This window comes from Aeromonas sp. R1-2 (assembly GCF_040908505.1).
In the GTDB taxonomy this organism is placed as follows: Bacteria; Pseudomonadota; Gammaproteobacteria; order Enterobacterales; family Aeromonadaceae; genus Aeromonas; species Aeromonas veronii.
In genome coordinates this window covers 37,058-56,169 of the sequence record NZ_JBFODU010000035.1, presented here as the reverse complement: position 1 = coordinate 56,169, position 19,112 = coordinate 37,058, and the positions used below count along the sequence as shown (strand labels likewise).

At 57.9% G+C, this 19,112-nt stretch carries 19 protein-coding genes and 1 pseudogene; 9 read left to right on the top strand and 11 right to left on the bottom strand.

Annotated elements, in window-relative coordinates:
- A pseudogene (locus AB5Y76_RS14155) lies at positions 1-915 on the top strand (IS3 family transposase); the annotation flags it as partial.
- 157 nt (positions 916-1,072) lie between these two features.
- Here AB5Y76_RS14155 and AB5Y76_RS14150 read toward each other — a convergent pair.
- Entirely contained in the window at positions 1,073-1,282 is a 210-nt protein-coding gene (locus tag AB5Y76_RS14150) for a hypothetical protein (protein ID WP_263718406.1), read from the bottom strand.
- Positions 1,283-2,001: 719 nt separating this feature from the next.
- Here AB5Y76_RS14150 and lptD point away from each other — a divergent pair.
- Genes lptD through AB5Y76_RS14120 form a run of 6 tightly spaced genes read left to right on the top strand, consistent with a single transcriptional unit; the run spans position 2,002 to position 8,784 of the window.
- The gene (lptD, locus tag AB5Y76_RS14145; RefSeq protein ID WP_263718404.1) at positions 2,002-4,467 is read left to right on the top strand and encodes an LPS assembly protein LptD; all 2,466 of its coding nucleotides are present in this window, start codon (positions 2,002-2,004) and stop codon (positions 4,465-4,467) included.
- 26 nt (positions 4,468-4,493) lie between these two features.
- Positions 4,494-5,792, top strand: coding sequence for a peptidylprolyl isomerase SurA (gene surA / locus AB5Y76_RS14140; RefSeq protein WP_005349338.1), 1,299 nt, complete (start codon positions 4,494-4,496; stop codon positions 5,790-5,792).
- Positions 5,792-6,787 (top strand): 4-hydroxythreonine-4-phosphate dehydrogenase PdxA, encoded by a 996-nt coding sequence (pdxA, locus tag AB5Y76_RS14135; RefSeq protein ID WP_201952654.1) that lies wholly within the window; start codon positions 5,792-5,794, stop codon positions 6,785-6,787. The genes surA and pdxA overlap by 1 nt, the downstream gene beginning before the upstream one ends.
- Positions 6,777-7,589: a 16S rRNA (adenine(1518)-N(6)/adenine(1519)-N(6))-dimethyltransferase RsmA gene (gene rsmA, locus AB5Y76_RS14130; RefSeq protein ID WP_005339016.1), complete on the top strand. Its 813-nt coding sequence runs from the start codon at positions 6,777-6,779 to the stop codon at positions 7,587-7,589. Before pdxA ends, rsmA begins: the two co-directional genes overlap by 11 nt.
- Before the next feature lie 4 nt (positions 7,590-7,593).
- Positions 7,594-7,956, top strand: a complete 363-nt coding sequence (apaG, locus tag AB5Y76_RS14125; protein WP_100654475.1) for a Co2+/Mg2+ efflux protein ApaG — start codon at positions 7,594-7,596, stop codon at positions 7,954-7,956.
- Positions 7,957-7,962: 6 nt separating this feature from the next.
- Complete coding sequence (locus tag AB5Y76_RS14120; RefSeq protein WP_263718396.1) at positions 7,963-8,784, top strand: symmetrical bis(5'-nucleosyl)-tetraphosphatase; 822 nt, start codon at positions 7,963-7,965, stop codon at positions 8,782-8,784.
- Between the two features lie 125 nt (positions 8,785-8,909).
- On the opposite strand, the gene AB5Y76_RS14115 is transcribed toward AB5Y76_RS14120, so the two are convergent.
- The 3 genes from AB5Y76_RS14115 to AB5Y76_RS14105 all read right to left on the bottom strand — a co-directional run bounded on the left by AB5Y76_RS14115 (position 8,910) and on the right by AB5Y76_RS14105 (position 10,973).
- On the bottom strand, positions 8,910-9,410 hold the full coding sequence (locus AB5Y76_RS14115; protein ID WP_179903210.1) for a 2TM domain-containing protein: 501 nt from the start codon (positions 9,408-9,410) through the stop codon (positions 8,910-8,912).
- A gap of 123 nt (positions 9,411-9,533) precedes the next feature.
- Positions 9,534-9,980, bottom strand: a complete 447-nt coding sequence (locus AB5Y76_RS14110; RefSeq protein ID WP_201952661.1) for a VOC family protein — start codon at positions 9,978-9,980, stop codon at positions 9,534-9,536.
- 3 nt (positions 9,981-9,983) lie between these two features.
- Positions 9,984-10,973, bottom strand: coding sequence for a luciferase-like monooxygenase (locus AB5Y76_RS14105; protein WP_021231936.1), 990 nt, complete (start codon positions 10,971-10,973; stop codon positions 9,984-9,986).
- 305 nt (positions 10,974-11,278) lie between these two features.
- Here AB5Y76_RS14105 and AB5Y76_RS14100 point away from each other — a divergent pair, with 305 nt between their 5' ends.
- The gene (locus AB5Y76_RS14100) at positions 11,279-11,617 is read left to right on the top strand and encodes a hypothetical protein (protein WP_139732844.1); all 339 of its coding nucleotides are present in this window, start codon (positions 11,279-11,281) and stop codon (positions 11,615-11,617) included.
- 84 nt (positions 11,618-11,701) lie between these two features.
- Here AB5Y76_RS14100 and AB5Y76_RS14095 read toward each other — a convergent pair whose 3' ends face one another.
- The 4 genes from AB5Y76_RS14095 to rplU form a co-directional block, all read right to left on the bottom strand.
- Positions 11,702-13,072, bottom strand: a complete 1,371-nt coding sequence (locus tag AB5Y76_RS14095) for a YjiH family protein (protein ID WP_201952664.1) — start codon at positions 13,070-13,072, stop codon at positions 11,702-11,704.
- 366 nt (positions 13,073-13,438) lie between these two features.
- Positions 13,439-14,641: an Obg family GTPase CgtA gene (gene cgtA / locus AB5Y76_RS14090; RefSeq protein ID WP_005339026.1), complete on the bottom strand. Its 1,203-nt coding sequence runs from the start codon at positions 14,639-14,641 to the stop codon at positions 13,439-13,441.
- Positions 14,642-14,841: 200 nt separating this feature from the next.
- Positions 14,842-15,099 (bottom strand): 50S ribosomal protein L27, encoded by a 258-nt coding sequence (gene rpmA, locus AB5Y76_RS14085; protein WP_005339028.1) that lies wholly within the window; start codon positions 15,097-15,099, stop codon positions 14,842-14,844.
- A gap of 17 nt (positions 15,100-15,116) precedes the next feature.
- Positions 15,117-15,428 carry a 50S ribosomal protein L21 gene (rplU, locus tag AB5Y76_RS14080; protein WP_005304210.1) on the bottom strand — a complete coding sequence of 104 codons (312 nt, stop codon included), beginning with the start codon at positions 15,426-15,428 and terminating at the stop codon, positions 15,117-15,119.
- Positions 15,429-15,670: 242 nt separating this feature from the next.
- Between rplU and ispB the strand changes: the two genes are divergently transcribed.
- Positions 15,671-16,642 carry an octaprenyl diphosphate synthase gene (gene ispB / locus AB5Y76_RS14075; RefSeq protein WP_019444890.1) on the top strand — a complete coding sequence of 324 codons (972 nt, stop codon included), beginning with the start codon at positions 15,671-15,673 and terminating at the stop codon, positions 16,640-16,642.
- An 81-nt stretch (positions 16,643-16,723) separates the two neighbouring features.
- Here ispB and AB5Y76_RS14070 read toward each other — a convergent pair whose 3' ends face one another.
- The 3 genes from AB5Y76_RS14070 to hflK all read right to left on the bottom strand — a co-directional run bounded on the left by AB5Y76_RS14070 (position 16,724) and on the right by hflK (position 19,057).
- Positions 16,724-16,912, bottom strand: a complete 189-nt coding sequence (locus AB5Y76_RS14070) for a DUF2065 family protein (RefSeq protein ID WP_005339036.1) — start codon at positions 16,910-16,912, stop codon at positions 16,724-16,726.
- A 105-nt stretch (positions 16,913-17,017) separates the two neighbouring features.
- Positions 17,018-17,902: a protease modulator HflC gene (gene hflC / locus AB5Y76_RS14065; RefSeq protein ID WP_005339038.1), complete on the bottom strand. Its 885-nt coding sequence runs from the start codon at positions 17,900-17,902 to the stop codon at positions 17,018-17,020.
- A 3-nt stretch (positions 17,903-17,905) separates the two neighbouring features.
- Complete coding sequence (hflK, locus tag AB5Y76_RS14060) at positions 17,906-19,057, bottom strand: FtsH protease activity modulator HflK (protein ID WP_236324240.1); 1,152 nt, start codon at positions 19,055-19,057, stop codon at positions 17,906-17,908.
- Between the last annotated feature and the right edge of the window lie 55 nt (positions 19,058-19,112).

Sequence of the window (19,112 nt, the reverse complement as noted above, 5' to 3'; positions counted from 1 at the left end):
CCTCAAAGAAGCCGTGGAGTATGGTCGAGCAAAAAAATGGATTGCGCATGCGCCCTTGTTGCCGGGGGACGACGATTAAGTGCTGTGAGCCAGGCCCTTAATGTATCGCGTGCGCAGCTATCCGTTCGTGTTCATCGCAAACCAGGTTGGCAAGATGGTCGTCATCATCGCCAGCGTGATGATGCAGCCTTACTTGGCCGTATCATGGAGGCGATGGCAGAACGTCCCTCCTATGGCTATCGCCGGGTCTGGGCGCTGTTACGGCGTCAGTCAGAGGCAACAAGACAGCCTGTAGTAAACGCCAAACGGGTATATCGCGTCATGAGAGAGCATGGCCTGCTGCTGGAAAGAAAACCGGCTGCACCCTTGACCCAGCGGGCACATAAGGGGCGTGTCGCAGTCAAAGAGAGCAATCGGCGATGGTGCTCGGATGGCTTCGAGTTTCGCTGCGATAACGGTGAAAAACTACGAGTCACGTTCGCCATGGACTGCTGTGACAGGGAAACCCTGGACTGGGCTGCCAGTACCGGGGGTTACGACAGTGACACGGTGCAAGATGTCATGCTGAGGTCTGTCGAACGTCGCTTTGGGGATTCGTTGCCGGCATCACCGGTAGAGTGGCTGACTGATAATGGCTCGGCGTATCGAGCCCATGAGACCCGCGCGTTTGCACGAGAAATCGGGTTGGAGCCCAGAACGACTGCGGTGAGAAGCCCACAGAGCAACGGTATAGCGGAGAGCTTCGTCAAGACGATGAAGCGAGACTATATCGAGATGATGCCGAAACCAGATAGCCGAACAGCGGTAGGCAATTTGGCCATCGCGTTTGAGCATTATAACGAGCACCACCCGCACAGCGCCTTGGGATACCGTTCACCCCGGGAATTTCTGCGCAGTCGGGTATCACAACCCTAAGCGGGAAAAGTGTCTGGATCTATGGGGTCAAATCCACTGTAGCTGCCACCTAACAGAATCTCCCAGACAGACCCGTTCTCTCCCAGCACAGGGAACAGCTCGCCAGCTTGAACGCAAACGCCCGCCTCCACACAGACCAGTGTTTTACGAACGCCCATCACTTCACCTTACTCCGCTTGATACGGCGCGGCCTTGGCTTTCGTTTCTTCTTCGGTGTCTGGGTATCGTCAATAATGTTGATTTGACCCGTATCACCAGCCGTTTCAAGAAAGAGCGACAGGATGGACAGCTCAACTTCATCCAGCCCTGATTGCTCTGGATTCGCTAAGGCTGCTCGCACACGCTCGGCGTCAAAATTGATGTTCATGATTCCCCCCTCCCGAATAGCGCCTTCAACTTCTGAAGTGCATTCCTGTTGTTGGCTTGGCTAGCCTTCTGGCTTGTCTCCCAGTCCTCTTGCGTCATAGCAGCCCTCTTGTGGTCAAACATGGCGAACTTATCCACAGATGAAGAAACGGGAGCGCGATCCTTGTTACTTTGTTTCTGTTTAAAAGAAGTCGAAGACTTTGCCGGAAATGGCTTGCTGGGGGTGCGGAAAAGGGCTCGGATTGCAGACCCCAAGCGGTACACAGAGGCAAGATTCCAGTTGTCGATCTTGTCGTGCTTCCGGTGCTCAGTGTCGATGAAGTTAATTGCCTCTAGGCGGCGTATGGCACTGCGGACTGTTCTGGTCGTGCAACCGACAGCATTAGCGATGTACCGTTGATAGAGACAGGCTGACCAGCCCTTAATCTTGTTCATGTGGCGAGCGAGGACTAGCGCGACCTCCTTGGTATAGGCTGTGCCAAATGTAGTCACGGGGAGCTTGGCGAGGGTAGCGACAATCTGGTCGCTGTGTGATAGGCTTGTCGGCTGCATGGTGTACTTTCCGTGCTATGGAACCATGACACTCACAGCCAACAAACAGTTGATTTTAAAGGGAAAAACCTTTCCTCTCCTAACATGCAATGTCAACTCGATGAAACCTGTCGTAAAATGCATGCCTTGGATCAACCGTATCTATCACGGATTGCACGAGTCTTTCACATGACAAAATGGACACTGGGGTACCGCTATCCCATCGCCCTGACTATCAGCCTGGCCCCAGCACTCACCCCTATGATGGTGCAGGCGGCCCCGTTCGAAGCGCCGCCAGCCACCGGCATTCTCGATAGTCTCTGCTATGACTATGTTCCCAAGATAGAGAAGCCTGCATCGGATCAGGATGCCAACGCACAGCCGGTCGAGGTTGATGCTGACCGTCTCGAGGCCAAACAGGGCGGCACCGCCGTCTATGAAGGCGACGTCAAGGTTCGTCAGGGTGTTCGCAAGTTTGACTCCGACTATGCCCAGCTCGATCAGAAGAGCCGGGATGTCATCGCTATCGGCAACATCTATTACAACGACGGTCAGGTGACCGTCACCAGCGACAAGACCCTCAAATCCAACCTGGATACCAAGAACTCCGAACTGGAAGAGGGCAAGTATCAGGTGCATGGCTCACCGGTGCGCGGCTTTGCCAAGCGCGTGGTGATGACCAACAACAACCAGAACATCACCATGGAGGGGGCCCAGTACACCACCTGCCCCCCCGGTCAGGAAGTGTGGACCCTCAAGGCGGGCAGCATCGACATCGACCAGAAAGAGGTGTTCGGCGAAGCCTGGAATGCCAGCCTCTGGCTCTATGACTACCCGGTGTTCTACTTCCCCTATATCAACTTCCCCATCAAGGATGAGCGGAAGACTGGTCTGCTCTACCCGGGTTACAAGCAAAGCTCCAGCAACGGCATGGATATCACCCAGCCCTTCTACTGGAACATTGCCCCCAACTATGATGCCACCATCACCTCCCGTTTTATGGATAAACGCGGCCTGATGGAACAGGCGGAGTTCCGCTATATGCCGGACCCTGCCCATACCGGCACCCTCTATTTTGAGAATCTGGCGGATGACAAGCAGTACAGCCCGAGCAACTCCAATCTTTCAGATGGCCATCGTTATCTGATGAACGTGCGTCACGGCTCCGCCCTGATGGATGGATCCCTGCGTTTTGGCCTCGACTACACCCAGGTGCGGGACAAGGATTACAACTACTTCAACGACTTCAGCCCGCAAGTGGGCACCCAGGTCGACAGCCAGTTACAGCAATCCTTTACCGCCGGCTACTACCAGCACAACTGGAACCTCACCTCCGAGGTGCGCCGCTACCAGGTCCTTAGCCCAACAGCTCTATTGCCCCACGAGATGCTGCCGCGTATCGACTACAACTACTTCCAGCAGGGCAAGTGGTTCGATCTGGCCTGGAACAGCGAACTGACCAAGTTTGGCTACGACAGCGGCAGTGCCAGCACCCAGCAGGTAGGTGAGCGCTATACTGCCACCCGTCTGCACCTGGCTCCGACCCTGACCGTGCCTCTCATCGATGCCCCTGGCTACTACCTCACCAGCCAGTACAAGCTGATGTTTACCTCCTACAACCAGGAGGTTCCTGATACTTATAAACATCCCAACCGAAGTGGTAACACAGCGTTAGATAGCGATGCCCTGCGGTATATGAAAGGAAACGAATCAGCACTAAAAGACGGCACCATTACTCGCACCCTCCCCTCCTTCCGCCTCAAGGGAGGACTCAACTTCGATCGCCCGGTTGACTGGTATGATGGCAAGGGTACCCAGACCCTGGAGCCGGAGTTCCAGTATCTCTACGTCCCCTACGAAAATCAGGACGAGATCGGGATCTACGACTCCACCACCACCCGTCAGGATTACTACAGCCTGTTCAGCGATCGCCGCTTTGCCGGTCTCGACCGCATCAGCGATGCCAACCGGGTAACCGCAGGCCTCACCAGCCGGATCTACGACAACGTAGGTGATGAACGGTTGCGTCTGGCGGTGGCCCAGGCCTTTGAGATGACAGCACCCAAAGTGCGCCTCTACCCGTCCGACCCGGAAAGTACCAACGCTCGCTCCCTGCTCTCATTCGAGGGGGATGCCCGGATCACCGATGAGTGGTTTGCCCATGCGGGGACCCAGTACGACACCTCCGAGGGGGAATTTACGGCTGGCAACGGTGCGGTCGAATACCGGACCGGCAAGCTGACCACCCAGGCCAACTACCGCTACATCAAGGATGGCAACCTGGACTATCGCTATCCGACCAACACAGCGCTGGCAGAAGATCTGAGCCAGGCGGGTCTGGTGATGATGGCTCCGATCGCCGATCAGTGGCAGATGTATGGCGGTTACTACCGTGATATCAAGCAGGATGTGAACATTGACCGCAAGGTCGGTGTCAAATACGACTCCTGCTGCTGGAGCATCAATATGAGCCTGGAGTGGCACAACCAGCCACAGTGGGAAAACAATGTTCTCACGTCACGCTCGGAAAAAGTCATTGGTCTGCAGTTTGAAATGAAGGGACTTGGCAGCGTGGGTACAGGTGGCCGCAGCGTCACCCTGGATACCGAGCTGTTGCCCTATGTTCGCCCGTTTAATCTGAAAGGCCAGCAATGATGCTGGCCCAGCCTTGAGAGATGGATATGAAAAAGACCCTGATTGCCCTGCTGACCGCGGGAATGTTCGGTGCCATGAGCCAGGCCGCACTGGCTGCGCCCGAGCTGATGGACAAGGTGCTGGCCGTGGTCAACAAGGACGTGGTGCTGTCCAGCCAACAGGACGCACTGGTCAACAAGGTAAAACTCTCCGCTCAGGAGAGCGGCCAGTCCCTGCCTGACGATGCCACCCTGCGCAAACAGGCGCTGGATCGCCTGATCCAGGAGAGCCTGCAGCTGCAACTGGCGGAGCGCCAGGGGCTGAAGATCAGCGACACCCAGCTGGAACAGGCTATTCAGGGCATCGCTGCCGACAACAAGATGACCCTGGATCAGCTGCGCGCCCAGCTCGCCCGTGAAGGGATGACCTATGCCCAGTATCGGGAAGAGGTTCGCCGCGAGATCCTGATGAACGAGGTGCGCCGCAATCAGGTGCGCCGCCGTATCAACATCTCCGAGCAGGAGGTGAAGCAGGTGGTGGAGATCCTGAAGAAACAGGGTCAACAGCAGAACGAATACCACGTAGGCCATATCCAGATTGCCCTGCCGGACAACCCCACTGCCGCCCAGCTGGATGCCGCCAAGAGCAAGATCGAGCGCATTCTGGCCGCCCTCAAGCAGGGTGCCGACTTCCGCAAACTGGCCATTGCCGAGAGTAACGGTCCCAAGGCGCTGGAAGGGGGCGACTGGGGCTGGATGAGCCCGCAAGAGATGCCGACCCTGATGGCGGAAGCGGTACAGGGTGCCAAGAAGGGCGATATCGTCGGCCCGCTGCGCTCCGGCGCCGGCCTGCACATCGTCAAGGTGTTCGACACCAAGGGTCAGCAGCAAGTGATGCAGACCGAGGTGAAGGCCCGCCACATCCTGATCAAGCCGTCCATTATCCTGAGCGAAGAGAAAGCCAAGGGGATGCTGGATGGCATTCTGCACGACATCAAGAGCGGCAAGGCAAGCTTCGCCAGCATGGCGGAGAAGTACTCCGAAGATCCGGGCTCTGCGGTACAGGGTGGCGAACTGGGCTGGTCTGATCCCAACGTCTATGTCCCCGAGTTCCGCGACATGGTCAACCGTCTGCAACCGGGCCAGATCAGTGCCCCGTTCCGTACCAGCCACGGCTGGCACATCGTGCAGGTGGAAGATCGCCGCAGCCAGGATGCGACCGACAAGGCTCAGGAGCAGCGCGCCTACCAGCTGATCTACAATCGCCGCTTCGTGGAAGAGTCCCAGGCGTGGCTGGATGAGCTGCGTGACGAGGCCTACATCCAGATCGAAGGAGCCGGTAGCTGATGAGCTGCCGTCGCCTTGCCGTTACCCCGGGCGAACCGGCCGGGATCGGCCCGGATCTGGTGCTGCAGATTGCCCAGCAGGATTGGCCCCACCAGTTGGTGGTGATCGCCGATCCGGCGCTGCTGCGCGAGCGGGCGACCCTGCTTGGGCTGCCCATCGAGCTTGAGCCCTATGACGCAACCGCCCCTGCTCATCCGCAGCGGGCGGGCACCCTGACCGTCTGTCCGGTCACCATCGGCGCCCCCGTGGTGCCGGGCGAGCTGAACGAAGGCAATGGCGCCTATGTGCTGGCAACCCTGCAGCGCGCCTGTGATGGCAACATGAGCGGCGAATTTGCCGCCGTGGTGACCGGGCCGGTGCACAAGGGGATCATCAACCAGGCCGGGGTCTCGTTCAGCGGCCACACCGAGTTCTTTGCCCAGCAATCCAACACCGCAGATGTGGTAATGATGCTGGCAACCGAGGGGCTGCGGGTCGCACTGGCGACCACCCATATTCCGCTGGCCTATGTGGCGATGGCCATCACCGAGGATCGCCTCGGCAAGGTGATCCGGATCCTCAATGAGGATCTCGCCACCAAGTTTGGCATCGCCAAACCCCGTATTTACGTCTGCGGCCTCAACCCTCATGCCGGGGAAGGTGGCCATCTAGGACGTGAAGAGATTGACGTGATCGAACCCGCCCTGGCTACTTTGCGCCAGGAAGGGATCGATCTGGTCGGCCCGTTGCCGGCCGACACCCTGTTCCAGGAGAAATACCTCAAGGATGCGGATGCGGTACTCGCCATGTACCACGACCAGGGGCTGCCCGTGCTCAAATACAAGGGCTTCGGCAGTTCGGTCAATATCACTCTGGGGCTTCCCTTCATCCGCACTTCGGTGGATCACGGCACCGCGCTGGATCTGGCAGGCAAGGGCCTGGCCGATCCGGGCAGCCTTGTCACCGCGATTAACCACGCCATCAAGATGGTAGAGAAAAAAAGATATGAGCAGTAAGGTGCACATGGGCCACACGGCCCGTAAGCGTTTCGGTCAGAACTTCTTGCACGACCGGTATGTGATCGATCAGATCGTCGCCGCCATCAACCCACAGCCGGGTCAGAATCTGGTGGAGATCGGTCCGGGTCTGGCCGCGCTGACCGAGCCGGTCGCCGCCCAGATGGACAAAATGACCGTGGTCGAGCTTGACCGGGACCTGGCAGCTCGCCTGCGCGAGCACCCGACACTCAAAGACAAGCTGACCGTCATCGAAGCGGACGCCATGCGTTTTGACTTCGGCACCCTGATGGGTGAAGGCAAGGGGCCGCTGCGTATCTTCGGCAACCTGCCCTACAACATCTCCACCCCGCTCATCTTCCACCTGTGCGAGTTTGCCGACCGGGTAGAGGACATGCACTTCATGCTGCAGAAGGAAGTGGTGTTGCGTCTGGCCGCCGGCCCGGGCAGCAAGGCTTATGGCCGTCTGAGCGTAATGACCCAGTACTACTGCCAGGTGGTGCCGGTGCTGGAAGTGGGCCCGGGTGCCTTCAAACCGGCGCCGAAAGTGGACTCTGCCGTAGTTCGCCTGATCCCGCACAAGAATCCGACCATAGTCGCAAAAGACATTCGTTGTCTGAATCGCGTCTGTACCGAAGGCTTTGGCCAGCGTCGCAAGACCATCCGCAACAGCTTCTCCAACTTCATCACCGACGCCCAGCTGACCGAGCTTGGTATCGATGGCAACCTGCGCCCGGAGAATCTCTCCCTCGAGCAGTTTGTCATGATCGCCAACTGGCTGGCGGATCAGCAACAGGCCTGATCCGGTGGCACTCCCGCACATCGAGATCCGCCCATACCCCGTGTATGTGGCGGGCTCCAAAGACCCTTACCAGTTTCACTATCTGATCGAGATTGAGAATCTGGGGCCCGGCCCGGTGCAACTGCTGCATCGGCGCTGGCTCATCACCGATGCCAATGGCAAGATGCTGGAAGTGGCAGGCCCGGGCGTGGTCGGGGAACAACCCGTCATTGCCGAAGGTGAGACCTACCGCTACCAGAGCGGCGTGCCGCTGGCGACCCCGCTTGGGGTGATGGAAGGGAGCTATACCCTGCAAGATGGCTCTGGTCAGCAGTTTGAGGCGCACATCGCTCCCTTCACGCTGGCTATCCCCAATATTATCAACTGAGGTTTCATGGCGAACTGTTTTGTCGGTGACATCCAGGGCTGTTACGACGACTTGCGCCGTCTGCTGGATCTTGCCGCGTTCGATCCCGAAAATGACGTGCTCTGGCTCTGCGGCGATCTGGTCGCCCGCGGCCCGGACTCCCTCAATACCCTGCGTTTTGTCAAAGGGCTGGGCAACCGTGCCGTCACCGTGCTCGGCAACCACGACCTGCACCTGCTGGCGGTCGCCGATGGCGTTGCACCGCTCAAGAAGAAAGACAAGCTGCAAAGCCTGATGGATGCCCCGGATCGGGATGCACTGCTGGAGTGGCTGCGCCACCGCCCGCTACTGGCCGAACATCCGGATCTGCCCATCATGATGGTGCATGCCGGGATCTCCCCCGCATGGGATGTCCGCACCGCGCGCAACTGCGCCCGCGAGGTAGAGAGCCTGCTGCGCGGTGACCAGTACAGCTGGCTGCTGCACAACATGTACGGCGACCAGCCCGATGGCTGGAAAGATGATCTGGTCGGGATCGACCGCTACCGCTACATCATCAACACCTTCACCCGGATGCGCTTCTGCTATTTCGACGGTCGTCTCGACTTCAAATGCAAGAAGGGTCCCAAGGAGTCGACCCCGGGCCTGCGCCCCTGGTTCGAGCAGCGCGAGCATCACGTGGATGACCCCATTCTGGTGTTCGGCCACTGGGCCGCCCTGATGGGCAACACCGGCAAAAGCGATATCAAGGCGCTCGATACCGGCTGCGTCTGGGGCAATAGCCTCACCCTGTGGCGCTACGAGGATGATGCCCTGATCGCCACCCCCTGCCTGGTTCACGCCAGCTAGGGGGAGCACTGCAATCAGGCGGTCGCGATCGCTGCCGCACGGATTGCCACAACCCGTTCCAATAACAAAGCCCGGCAATCTGCCGGGCTTGCTGTTTTAGGCTCCCTGTTTTCCGGCGAATGAAGTTACAACTTGCGCCCCAGCCGCTTCTCGATCTGGCGCCGCTCCCACTCGGGGCCAAACAGCTTGAAGGGCTGAAACACCCGAACAGCATGGGAGGCAAGCCCCAGCCCCCATCCCAGGGTTGGCCACCATGCCCAGATATACTCCGGATTGCTCAGGTAGTTGATGACAAACAGCCCGCAGATCACCACCACGTAGCTGGCGACATGGTGATAGAAGCCCTTGAGCTCCTCCACATAGCGCATTGCCGCCCGCTCCTCTGCCGATACCTGCACCGCATCCTGACCCATAGTGTCATTTCCTCTCATCTCGCGCTCCTGTTGCTCTGATCCATCCAGTTGAGCCACATCGAGTTCAAAGACGGCGGCCAGGGCCTTGAGAGATTCCAGTCCGGGTTGCTGCCCCTGCTCGATCCGCTGGATAGTGCGGACACTCAAACCAGTCAACGTTGCCAACTGATCCTGAGACCAACCCCGTTGCAATCTCAACTTCCTGACGATCATCTCGAACTCCTTGTGGTAATTGACAGGGCCAGCATAGGGCTTGCGCCGCGAAAGGTGACACGACAGATGGCCGACATACATCTGACAATCCTTTAAAATCAGATGGTTAAGATTTTTATCTTGTCAGTCAGCCGCTCGTTCCCCCAGATATTGCACAAACCGTAACAGATAACCATCGGGATCCTGCAGCAAAAATTCGCGCTGCCCGGCCAGCATCTCGCCCACTGGATACCAGACCTCAGTTGGCTGCCGGAAAAGTGCAATCCCGGCGGCCTGCAAGCGGTCGAGTAGTGGCTGGATCTCGGTCAGCTCCATCTGCAGATTGATCCCCCGACCGAACGGTGGCTCCAGCACCCCGACCTGCCAACCCGCCGGATGTACCTGCTCCAGCATCAGTTGTACCTGTTGCTGCTCAAGATAAGCAAAAGGAGGGTCATCGCGCCGATAGCGGACCGAGAAGCCCAACAAACCGGTATAGAAAACCAGAGCTCGAGCCAGATCGGTAACCGACAGCTCCGGTACCATGGGATTCCAATACACCTCATCCACCGCGACAGTAGGGTTCGTCATGGCTTACAGGCTCTGCATCAGCTCGGCGGCAATTTCAAAGGAGCGCAGTCGGGCCTGATGATCGACGATGGGGCCATTGAACATCAGCTCATCGGCACGGGTTTCCGCCAGCAGCGCCTTGAGGCCATGACGAACCAGCTCAGGGTCGCCCACCAGAGAGCGGGCCAGGGTCTGCTCCATCGCCATCAGCTCACGGGGCGCCCACTCGTCGCCAAGCTGGACGACCGGCGCGGGCAGCTTGCCCGCATCACCGCGATGGAGGCGCAAGAACTGCTGCTGCACGGTAGTGAACTGAAAGCGGGCTTCGCGCTCGCTGTCGGCGGCGATCATATTGATACAGACCACCGCATGGGGCTTGGGCCAGCGAGCAGAGGGGCGATACTGGCTGCGATAGATCTCCAGCGCCTGCAGCAGCATGGCGGGCGCGAAATGGGAGGCAAAACCGAACGGCAAGCCCATCGCCGCAGCCAATTGGGCACTGTAGAGGCTGGAGCCCAGCAGCCAGATGGGCAGATGCAGCCCCTGCCCGGGTACCGCCTGCACCGCGCCAATCTCGTCGCCAAAGTAGCTCATCAACTCGCGCACATCGGCCGGAAAATCATCCACCTCGCCGCTGCGCATTCGCCGCAGCGCCCGCATGGTGCGTTGATCGGTCCCGGGGGCGCGACCAAGGCCGAGATCGATGCGATCCGGATAGAGCGAAGCCAAAGTGCCAAACTGTTCGGCAATCACCAGCGGCGAGTGGTTCGGCAACATGATGCCACCCGCGCCGATCCGCAGGGTGGTGGTGGCTTCGGCCAGATGGCCGATCAGCACCGAGGTGGCGGCACTGGCAATGCCCGGCATGTTGTGATGTTCGGCCAGCCAGTAGCGCTGGTAACCCCAACCCTCGGCATGGCGGGCAAGATCCCGCGAACGGCGAAATGACTCGGCAGGCACGGAACCTTCGGCAACAGGCACCAGATCGAGCACGGAATAGGGGATGGCAGACATGGGTCACTCCATTGATTTACAGGCCAGTAACAAGTGGGGCAATGTAGCACGGGATACCTGAATGAATCACTATCTCCTGCCACACTCTGCCTGCCAAGCGGCAGCAATCGAACGGAACAAATCTCAGGCAAGTATTGTTTGAACGCTCATCCTGCTGGCCGCGCATGCCCGGGGGTGGATCATATTTTCTTACATTTGCGGGCTGGCCTCAGCGCCCCCGGCTGGTTATAACGGTGCCCCTATAGCGAAGGGGGAGCAACAGACTCCCCCTCACTCTTTGTCACACCACACTGTTCAGGTTATCTATGTCAAAACATCTCGTTCTGCTGGGCGCGCTGACGCTTTCCGGTTGCGCCCTGTTGTCTCCCCCCGCCCCCACCGTCACCCCGGTGCACCTTGCCGATACCAGCCAGCACGGCTTTTACATCGAGTGCAGCAGCATGAAAGCCTGCTTCCAGCAGGCCAACCAGACCTGCCCACAAGGTTACAAGGAGACCGACCGCCGCCAGCAGACGCTCTACAGCACCCAGTATCTGGGGGGAAGCTATGACGACGAGAAGAAGGTCTACAAAGCAGCCAAGCCCTATCGCATCGCCAACACAATCCACTCGCTGACCATCCAGTGTCCCGTCACTACAGGCTGAGCCAACCGAAGGGGGACTCTCTCCCGTTACTGCGAAAAAGAAAACGGTCAACCGAGGTTGACCGTTTTTCACTGCGCTGCGTCCTTAGAACAGCAGGTGTGCCACCCCGGCGATAACCGGCAAGGTAACCAGAGTGCGCAGCAGGAAGATAACGAACAGCTCCCACAGCTTGACCGGGATCTTGCTGCCCAGCAGCAGGGCGCCCACTTCCGACATATAGATCAGCTGGGTCACCGACATGGCGGCAATCACGAAGCGGGTCATGTCACTCTCGATGGTCGAGGCCAACACTGCCGGAATGAACATGTCGGCAAAACCGACCATGATGGTCTTGGAAGCCGCTTCCGCCTCCGGCAGTTGCAGCAGCTCCAGCAAGGGGACAAACGGGGCGCCAAGCCAGTTGAAGATAGGGGTATGTTCGGCCAGCATCAGGGCGCAGGTACCGATCGCCATCACTACCGGCAATACGCCAAATATCATATCCAGCGCATTCTTCACCCCTTCCCGCGCTACCGCGCCCAAGTCACTCACATTATCAGCCTTGGTCAATGCCCGCTCGAAGCCATAGCTCATCACGCTGTGCTGGTGTGGCACTGCCTCCTGCTTGCGGCACAAGGGCGTGCCATCGGCATAGATGTCCTTCTTCCAGCAAAGTGGCGGCAAACGCGGCACCACGATGGCGGCAACCACCCCCGCCAGACAGACGGTCAGGTAGAAGGGGACGAACATGTGCTCCAGCTTGACCTGGGAGATCACCACCAGACAGAAGGTGATGGAGACGGCAGAGAAGGTGGTGCCAATCACCGCGGCTTCACGCTGGGTATAGAACTTCCCTTCGTACTGCTTGCTGGTCAGCAGGATGCCGACGCTGCCATCGCCAAGCCAGGAGGCAAAGCAGTCCACTGCGGAGCGACCCGGCAACCGGAAGACCGGACGCATGATGCGGGTCATCATGGTGCCGACAAATTCCAGCAGCCCGAAATCGAGCAGCAACGGCAGCAGCAGGCCGGCAAAAATGAAGACCGAAAACAGCACCGGCAGCAGATCGTTGAGCACCAGTCCACCGGTTGCACCTGAGTAAAGCACCTCAGGCCCCACCTGGAAGAAGGTCAGCAGCACGAAAATACCGCCCAATACCCGCACGCAGGCCCAGAAAGGGGAGACATTGAACAAGCTGTTGAGGAAAGGACGACGCACCAGAATCGCTGGCTTGAACAGCCAGGCAATCAGCGTCATAAGCATGGTGGTGGTGATCACCGCACTGACCATGGCGACCAGATAATCGGCAAAAACGCGCTGTACCAGCTTGGCCAGCACGGCCACCGGGATGGTGACGTTACCGTCATAGACGACCGGTGTCATGAACAGCAGGATCCCGATAAGTGACGGAACCAGAAACATCAACAAATTACGGCGAGTATTGACCGCAGGTGCTTCGAGACTCTTTTCCAACATGATATGACTGCCCTAATGTTACTTTTCCCTAGCCCGGCCAACCTGCGTATTCATGCATTAACCGGCAAAACGGGCGCAAGAATACTCTAAAAAAATGCACAAACAAGCCCTTAAGGCAGAAATCTGCGCATAAATATTTCCACAGGCAAACCTTCCATCAAAACAACAAGATACAGCGGCGCATATCGATTCAATCGACATCGCCAGATGATTGTTTCGTTATTGTTAATTTTGGTGGGCAGTATAATCGGTTATCAGTAGCAGGCAATAAGTGACATCACAAATATACCTAATGAGTTGCTGCTCGATAGACATAAAAAAACCGGAGCCTGTTCAGGCTCCGGTTTTCAATGAGAGTGACGGGGATCAGTCACGGACGTAGATGACTTCAACGCCATCATCTTCGTCGTCATCCCAATCGTCATCATCAAGCCCTTCATCGAAGGCAAGAGAGGCAGCCAGTGCTTCCGCTTCAGCCTTGGCCAGCTGGTTCTTGTGGTAGTCGTCCCACTTGAACTCCACCTTCTCGATGGCGTCTTTGGCATCTTCCGCCAGCTGACGGGGCATGGTATCCAGCAGATCCAGAATGTCGTAGCAGACTTTCTTGGTGCCTTCCTTGCTGATGGCAGTGATGGCATAGACCGGACCTTCGTGGTTCAGGGCCGCCTTGACGCGATCCATCACCTCCTGGGCTTCTTCCTCCAGGATCAGGTCCATCTTGTTGAACACCAACCAGCGTGGCTTGCCAGCCAGTTCCGGGCTGTACTTCTCCAGCTCCTTGACGATGGTCACGGCATTTTCAGCAGGATCGGAGCCATCAACCGGGCAGATATCCACCAGGTGGATCAGCACGCGGCAACGCTCGAGGTGTTTCAGGAAGCGGATACCCAGACCTGCACCTTCGGCAGCGCCTTCGATCAGACCCGGGATATCGGCGATCACGAAGGAGCGGGAGTTCTCACCACGCACCACACCCAGGTTCGGTACCAAGGTAGTGAAGGGGTAATCAGCTACTTTCGGGCGAGCCGCAGAAACGGCGCGAATAAAGGTAGACTTGCCTGCGTTGGGCAGACCCAGCATGCCGACATCGGCCAGCAGCAGCAGCTCCAGCTTCAGAGTACGCACTTCACCCGGAGTACCATTACTCTTCTGGCGGGGAGCACGGTTGACGGAGCTCTTGAAGCGGGTGTTGCCCAGACCGTGGAAACCACCTTTGGCAACCAGCAGCTTCTGCTCGTGGTGGGTCAGATCCCCCAGCAGTTCACCGGTATCCTCATCGGTCGCCCGGGTACCGACCGGCACACGCAGGATCTTGTCCTTGCCGCGGCGACCGGTACAGTTGGCGCTCTGGCCATTCTCACCGCGCTCGGCAGCATGGAAACGCTCGAAACGGTAGTCGATCAGGGTATTGAGGTTCTCGTCGGCGATCAGATATACGTCGCCACCGTCACCGCCGTCACCGCCGTCCGGACCACCGTTGGGAATATATTTTTCACGGCGAAAGCTTACACAACCGTTACCACCGTCACCGGCATCGACTCGAATCTGGACTTCATCAACAAACTTCATAGGTAACCGTCACCTTAATTCGAAAAACCGATACGCAATTATAGTGGTACAGACCCCTGCGGGCGATACGCATCTTGCCAATCATGCCCGTCAGAGCCAAAGTCAGCTGCGTTCCGTTTTTTCGTCAACGACATCAGAAAGACGTCAGAAAAACAAAAGCCCCGCCTGTTGGCGGGGCTTCGGATCCTTGCGGTCCGTAATTACTCAGCAACGATGCTAACGTACTTACGATTCAGCGGACCTTTAACTTCGAACAGGATTTTACCAGTCGCGGTTGCGAACAGGGTGTGATCCTTGCCCAGACCAACGTTGGTGCCAGCGTGGAACTTGGTACCACGTTGACGAACGATGATGCTGCCAGCCAGAACTGTTTCGCCGCCGAAACGCTTCACGCCCAGGCGTTTAGCTTCAGAATCGCGACCGTTGCGGGATGAACCGCCAGCTTTTTTGTGTGCCATTTATCGGACTCCTCTAATTAAGCGCTGATGCCAGTGATTTTGACTTCAGTGAACCACTGACGGTGGCCCGCTTGCTTACGATGGTGCTTACGACGACGGAACTTGACGATAGTCACTTTCTCGCCACGGCCGTGAGCCACAACTTCAGCTACAACCTTGCCACCTTCAACGAAAGGAGCACCTACTTTAAAAGTGTCGCCTGCAGCAACCATCAGAACTTCGTTGAAGTCGATGGTAGCGCCAGTCTCAACGTTCAGCTTTTCCAGACGAACGATTTGACCTTCGGCCACACGGTGTTGTTTTCCGCCGCTTTGGAATACCGCGTACATTTGATTAACTCCGTAAAGGCATGTCTTTTGCTCAAGGCTAGACATGCGCAAAAACCTATAACAATGGGCGGGCATTCTACGCAAATCGATCTGCTCAGGCAAGGCCAATTTAGCAAAAAGTTTATTTTGTGCGCATATCTGCCGCCGTGGATAAACGCCTAACTGTAACCCATTGTGAAATCGTGTAGAATCCCTGCCATTACTAAAATCGCAGTTATTGCTGCTGTCACGTTACGAGACTTATGGACCAACAGACTATCCGTGCGCTCTGTGCCGCCGACATGACGGCGGTCAATGAACTGATCCTGGCCCGACTCCAGTCCGACGTTAGTCTGATTAATCAGCTGGGTTTCTACATTGTCAGCGCCGGCGGGAAACGGATGCGCCCCATGCTGACCGTGATGGCTGCGCGTGCGCTGGGCTATGAGGGTGAGGATCACCTGAAACTGGCCGCTATCATCGAATTCATTCACACCTCTACCCTGCTGCATGACGACGTAGTCGACGAATCCGACCTGCGCCGTGGCAGGGAGACCGCCAACGCCATGTTTGGCAATGCCGCCAGCGTGCTGGTCGGTGACTACCTCTATAGCCGCTCCTTCCAGATGATGGCCGAACTCTCCAACCTGCGGGTGATGGAGATCCTCTCGGATGCCACCAACACCATCGCCGAAGGGGAAGTGTTGCAGCTGATGAACTGCAACGATCCGGACACCACCGAAGAGAGCTACATGACGGTCATCTACTGCAAGACCGCCAAGCTGTTCGAGGCCGCCACTCGCCTTGCAGCCGTGCTGACTCATCAGCCCGAGCCCGTCGAACAGGCCATGACCGATTACGGCAAGTATCTGGGCACCGCGTTCCAGATCATCGATGACGTGATGGACTACTGCTCCCAGAGCGAAGAGATGGGCAAGAACGTCGGAGACGATCTGGCCGAAGGCAAACCGACCCTGCCGCTGCTGCGCGCCATGGAAGTGGGCACGCCGGAAGAGCGCCAGCTGGTGCGCGATGCCATCGAGCACCGCAACGGCATGGAGCATCTTGAGCAGATCCTCGGCATTCTCGACCGCACTGGCGCGCTGGAGTACTCCCGCATGCGTGCCAGGGAAGAGGCCGACAAGGCCATTGCCGCCCTCGCCATCCTGCCGGACTCCCCGCACAAACAGGCGCTGGAAACACTGGCCCACATGGCCGTGCAGCGCAGTGCCTGAGTAAACGACATGGATGAAAAAAGAGGCCTTCGGCCTCTTTTTTATTGTCTGCTATCTGCTGGACAGTGCATTGCACCCGACTCAGCGACTCAGCATCCAGAGGATCACGCTACCCGCAACCACTAACGAGCCGCCGATACGGCGCAACTGCTCCGGTGGCTGATCGCTCAGCAGCCGCAACATCTGCTGCCATGCCCTGGGCATCAACAACGGGCCTAGCCCCTCGAACAACAGCAGCAATCCCAACCCCATCAGCATGGATGTCAGCATCCGACCTCCTTCAATGCAACCAGCCACCCGGGTCGACGGCTGGCATTGGCACCAAAAACAAAAGGGTCTGACAATGCAGACCCTTTGAATGTGACCTCGTGGCGATTACTGCTTGGTGCCGTGAGGAGACTTGAGGTAACGGAAGAACTCGCTGTCCGGCTTCAACACCATCAGGTCGTTGCCACCGGCAAAGCTCTTGCGATAGGCCTCCATGCTACGCACGAAGCTGAAAAACTCGGGGTCTTTCTTGTAGCTGTCGGCATAGATCTTGGCGGCTTCCGCATCCCCTTCACCACGCAGTTGGCGAGCGTTACTCTCGGCGTCGGCGATCATGACGGTCACCTTGCGGTCGATATCGGCACGCAGGATTTCAGCCTTCTCGCGACCCTGAGAGCGGTGCTCACGGGCAACTGCGGTACGCTCGGCGCGCATCCGCTGGTAGATGGAGTTGGAGACTTCCACCGGCAGGTTGATCTGCTTGATCCGCACATCCACCACCTTGATACCGAGCTCGGAGGAGCGCGCCATCTTCTTCAGGGCATCTTCCATCACGGTACTACGCTCACCGGAGACGATGTCCTTGATGGTGCGGTTACCGATCTCGGAACGCAGACCGTTGTTGATCTTGCGCTTGAGCAGATCTTCAGCCTGCAGCTTGTTGCCACCACCAGTTGCCAGGTAGTACTTGGAGAAGTCCTCGATCTTCCACTTCACGTAGGAGTCGATGATCAGGTCTTTCTTCTCGGAGGTAACAAAACGGTCGGCCTGGCTGTCAATGGTCTGGATGCGGGCATCCATCTTGCGAACCTGGTCGATGAGCGGCACCTTGAAGTGCAGGCCCGGCTCATAGAGGCGGGGCTCACCGGAGTCAACCCGCTTCACCTTGCCAAACTGCACCACAATCCCCTTCTGACCTTCATCAACGATAAAGACAGAGGAGAAGCAGACCATGGCCGCGACAGCGATTGCACCAATAGCTAGCTTTTTCATCTATCAGTTTCTCCCTGAGCTGAAGCGGTCACCGCTACGCAGCGGCATTGTCGGGGTAGAGTTGGCACCCTCGTTGGAAACGGGGACCTGCTCTGTGACCGGGGCGGCAGTGGCACGATCAGACTGGGCAGCCTTCGGCTTGCCAGACAGCTTGTCGAGCGGCAGGTAGATCATGCTGTTGTTGCCAGCCGGCATGTCGACCACCACCTTGTTGGCCTGCTGATAGAGCTCTTCCATGGTTTCCAGATAGATACGCTCACGGGTCAGCTCGGGGGCAGCCTGATACTGGGGCAGCAGCTCGTTGAAGCGAGCGACTTCACCCTGGGCTTTCAACACGATCTGGGATTTGTAAGCTTCCGCTTCCTGCTCCAGACGCTTCACCTGACCACGGGCCTTGGGCTCCACTTCACGGGCATAGGCTTCTGCTTCACGAATGAAGCGCTGTTCATCTTCCTGAGCGGAGATGGCGTCATCAAACGCGTCTTTCACCTCTTCCGGCGGACGCGCCGGCAGGAAGTTGACGTCGACGATCTGCAGACCCATCTGGTAAGGCTCGATGATGCCATCGATCACCTGCCAGGTCTCCTGACGCACCTTCTCACGACCGGTAGTCAGCACGTCATCCATCCGGGTATGACCCACCACGTAGCGCAGGGCGCTATCGGTGGCCTGACCCAGACTCTCGTCGGCATTGGTCACGCTGAACAGATACTGCTCGGGATTGACCACACGGTACTGCACGTCCATCTCGACCCGTACCACGTTCTCATCCTGAGTCAGCATGAAACCGGAGGCAGGCAGGGAGCGCACGGACTCGACGTCCACCGGGATCACCTGATCGATAAAGGTCGGCTTCCAGCGCAGGCCCGGCTCGACAATATGGGAAAACTTGCCAAACCGCAGCACGGCACCACGCTCCGCTTCGCGAATGGTGTAGAAGCCGCTGACGACCCACACCACCACAGCCACAACCAGCGCGATGGAGATACCAAAGCGACCTACATCGCCGCCAGATTTGCCGCCACCAAACAAGCCACCGAAACGGCGACTCACTTTGCGCAGCATTTCATCCAGATCAGGGGGTCCCTGATTCTTGCCGTTATTCCCCCAAGGGTCACGGTCTTTGCCGTTGTTACCAGGCTCATTCCAAGCCATCAGCGTCTCCATTAATACATGCGGATGGATATCATCTCTATCGGGCCATCATACG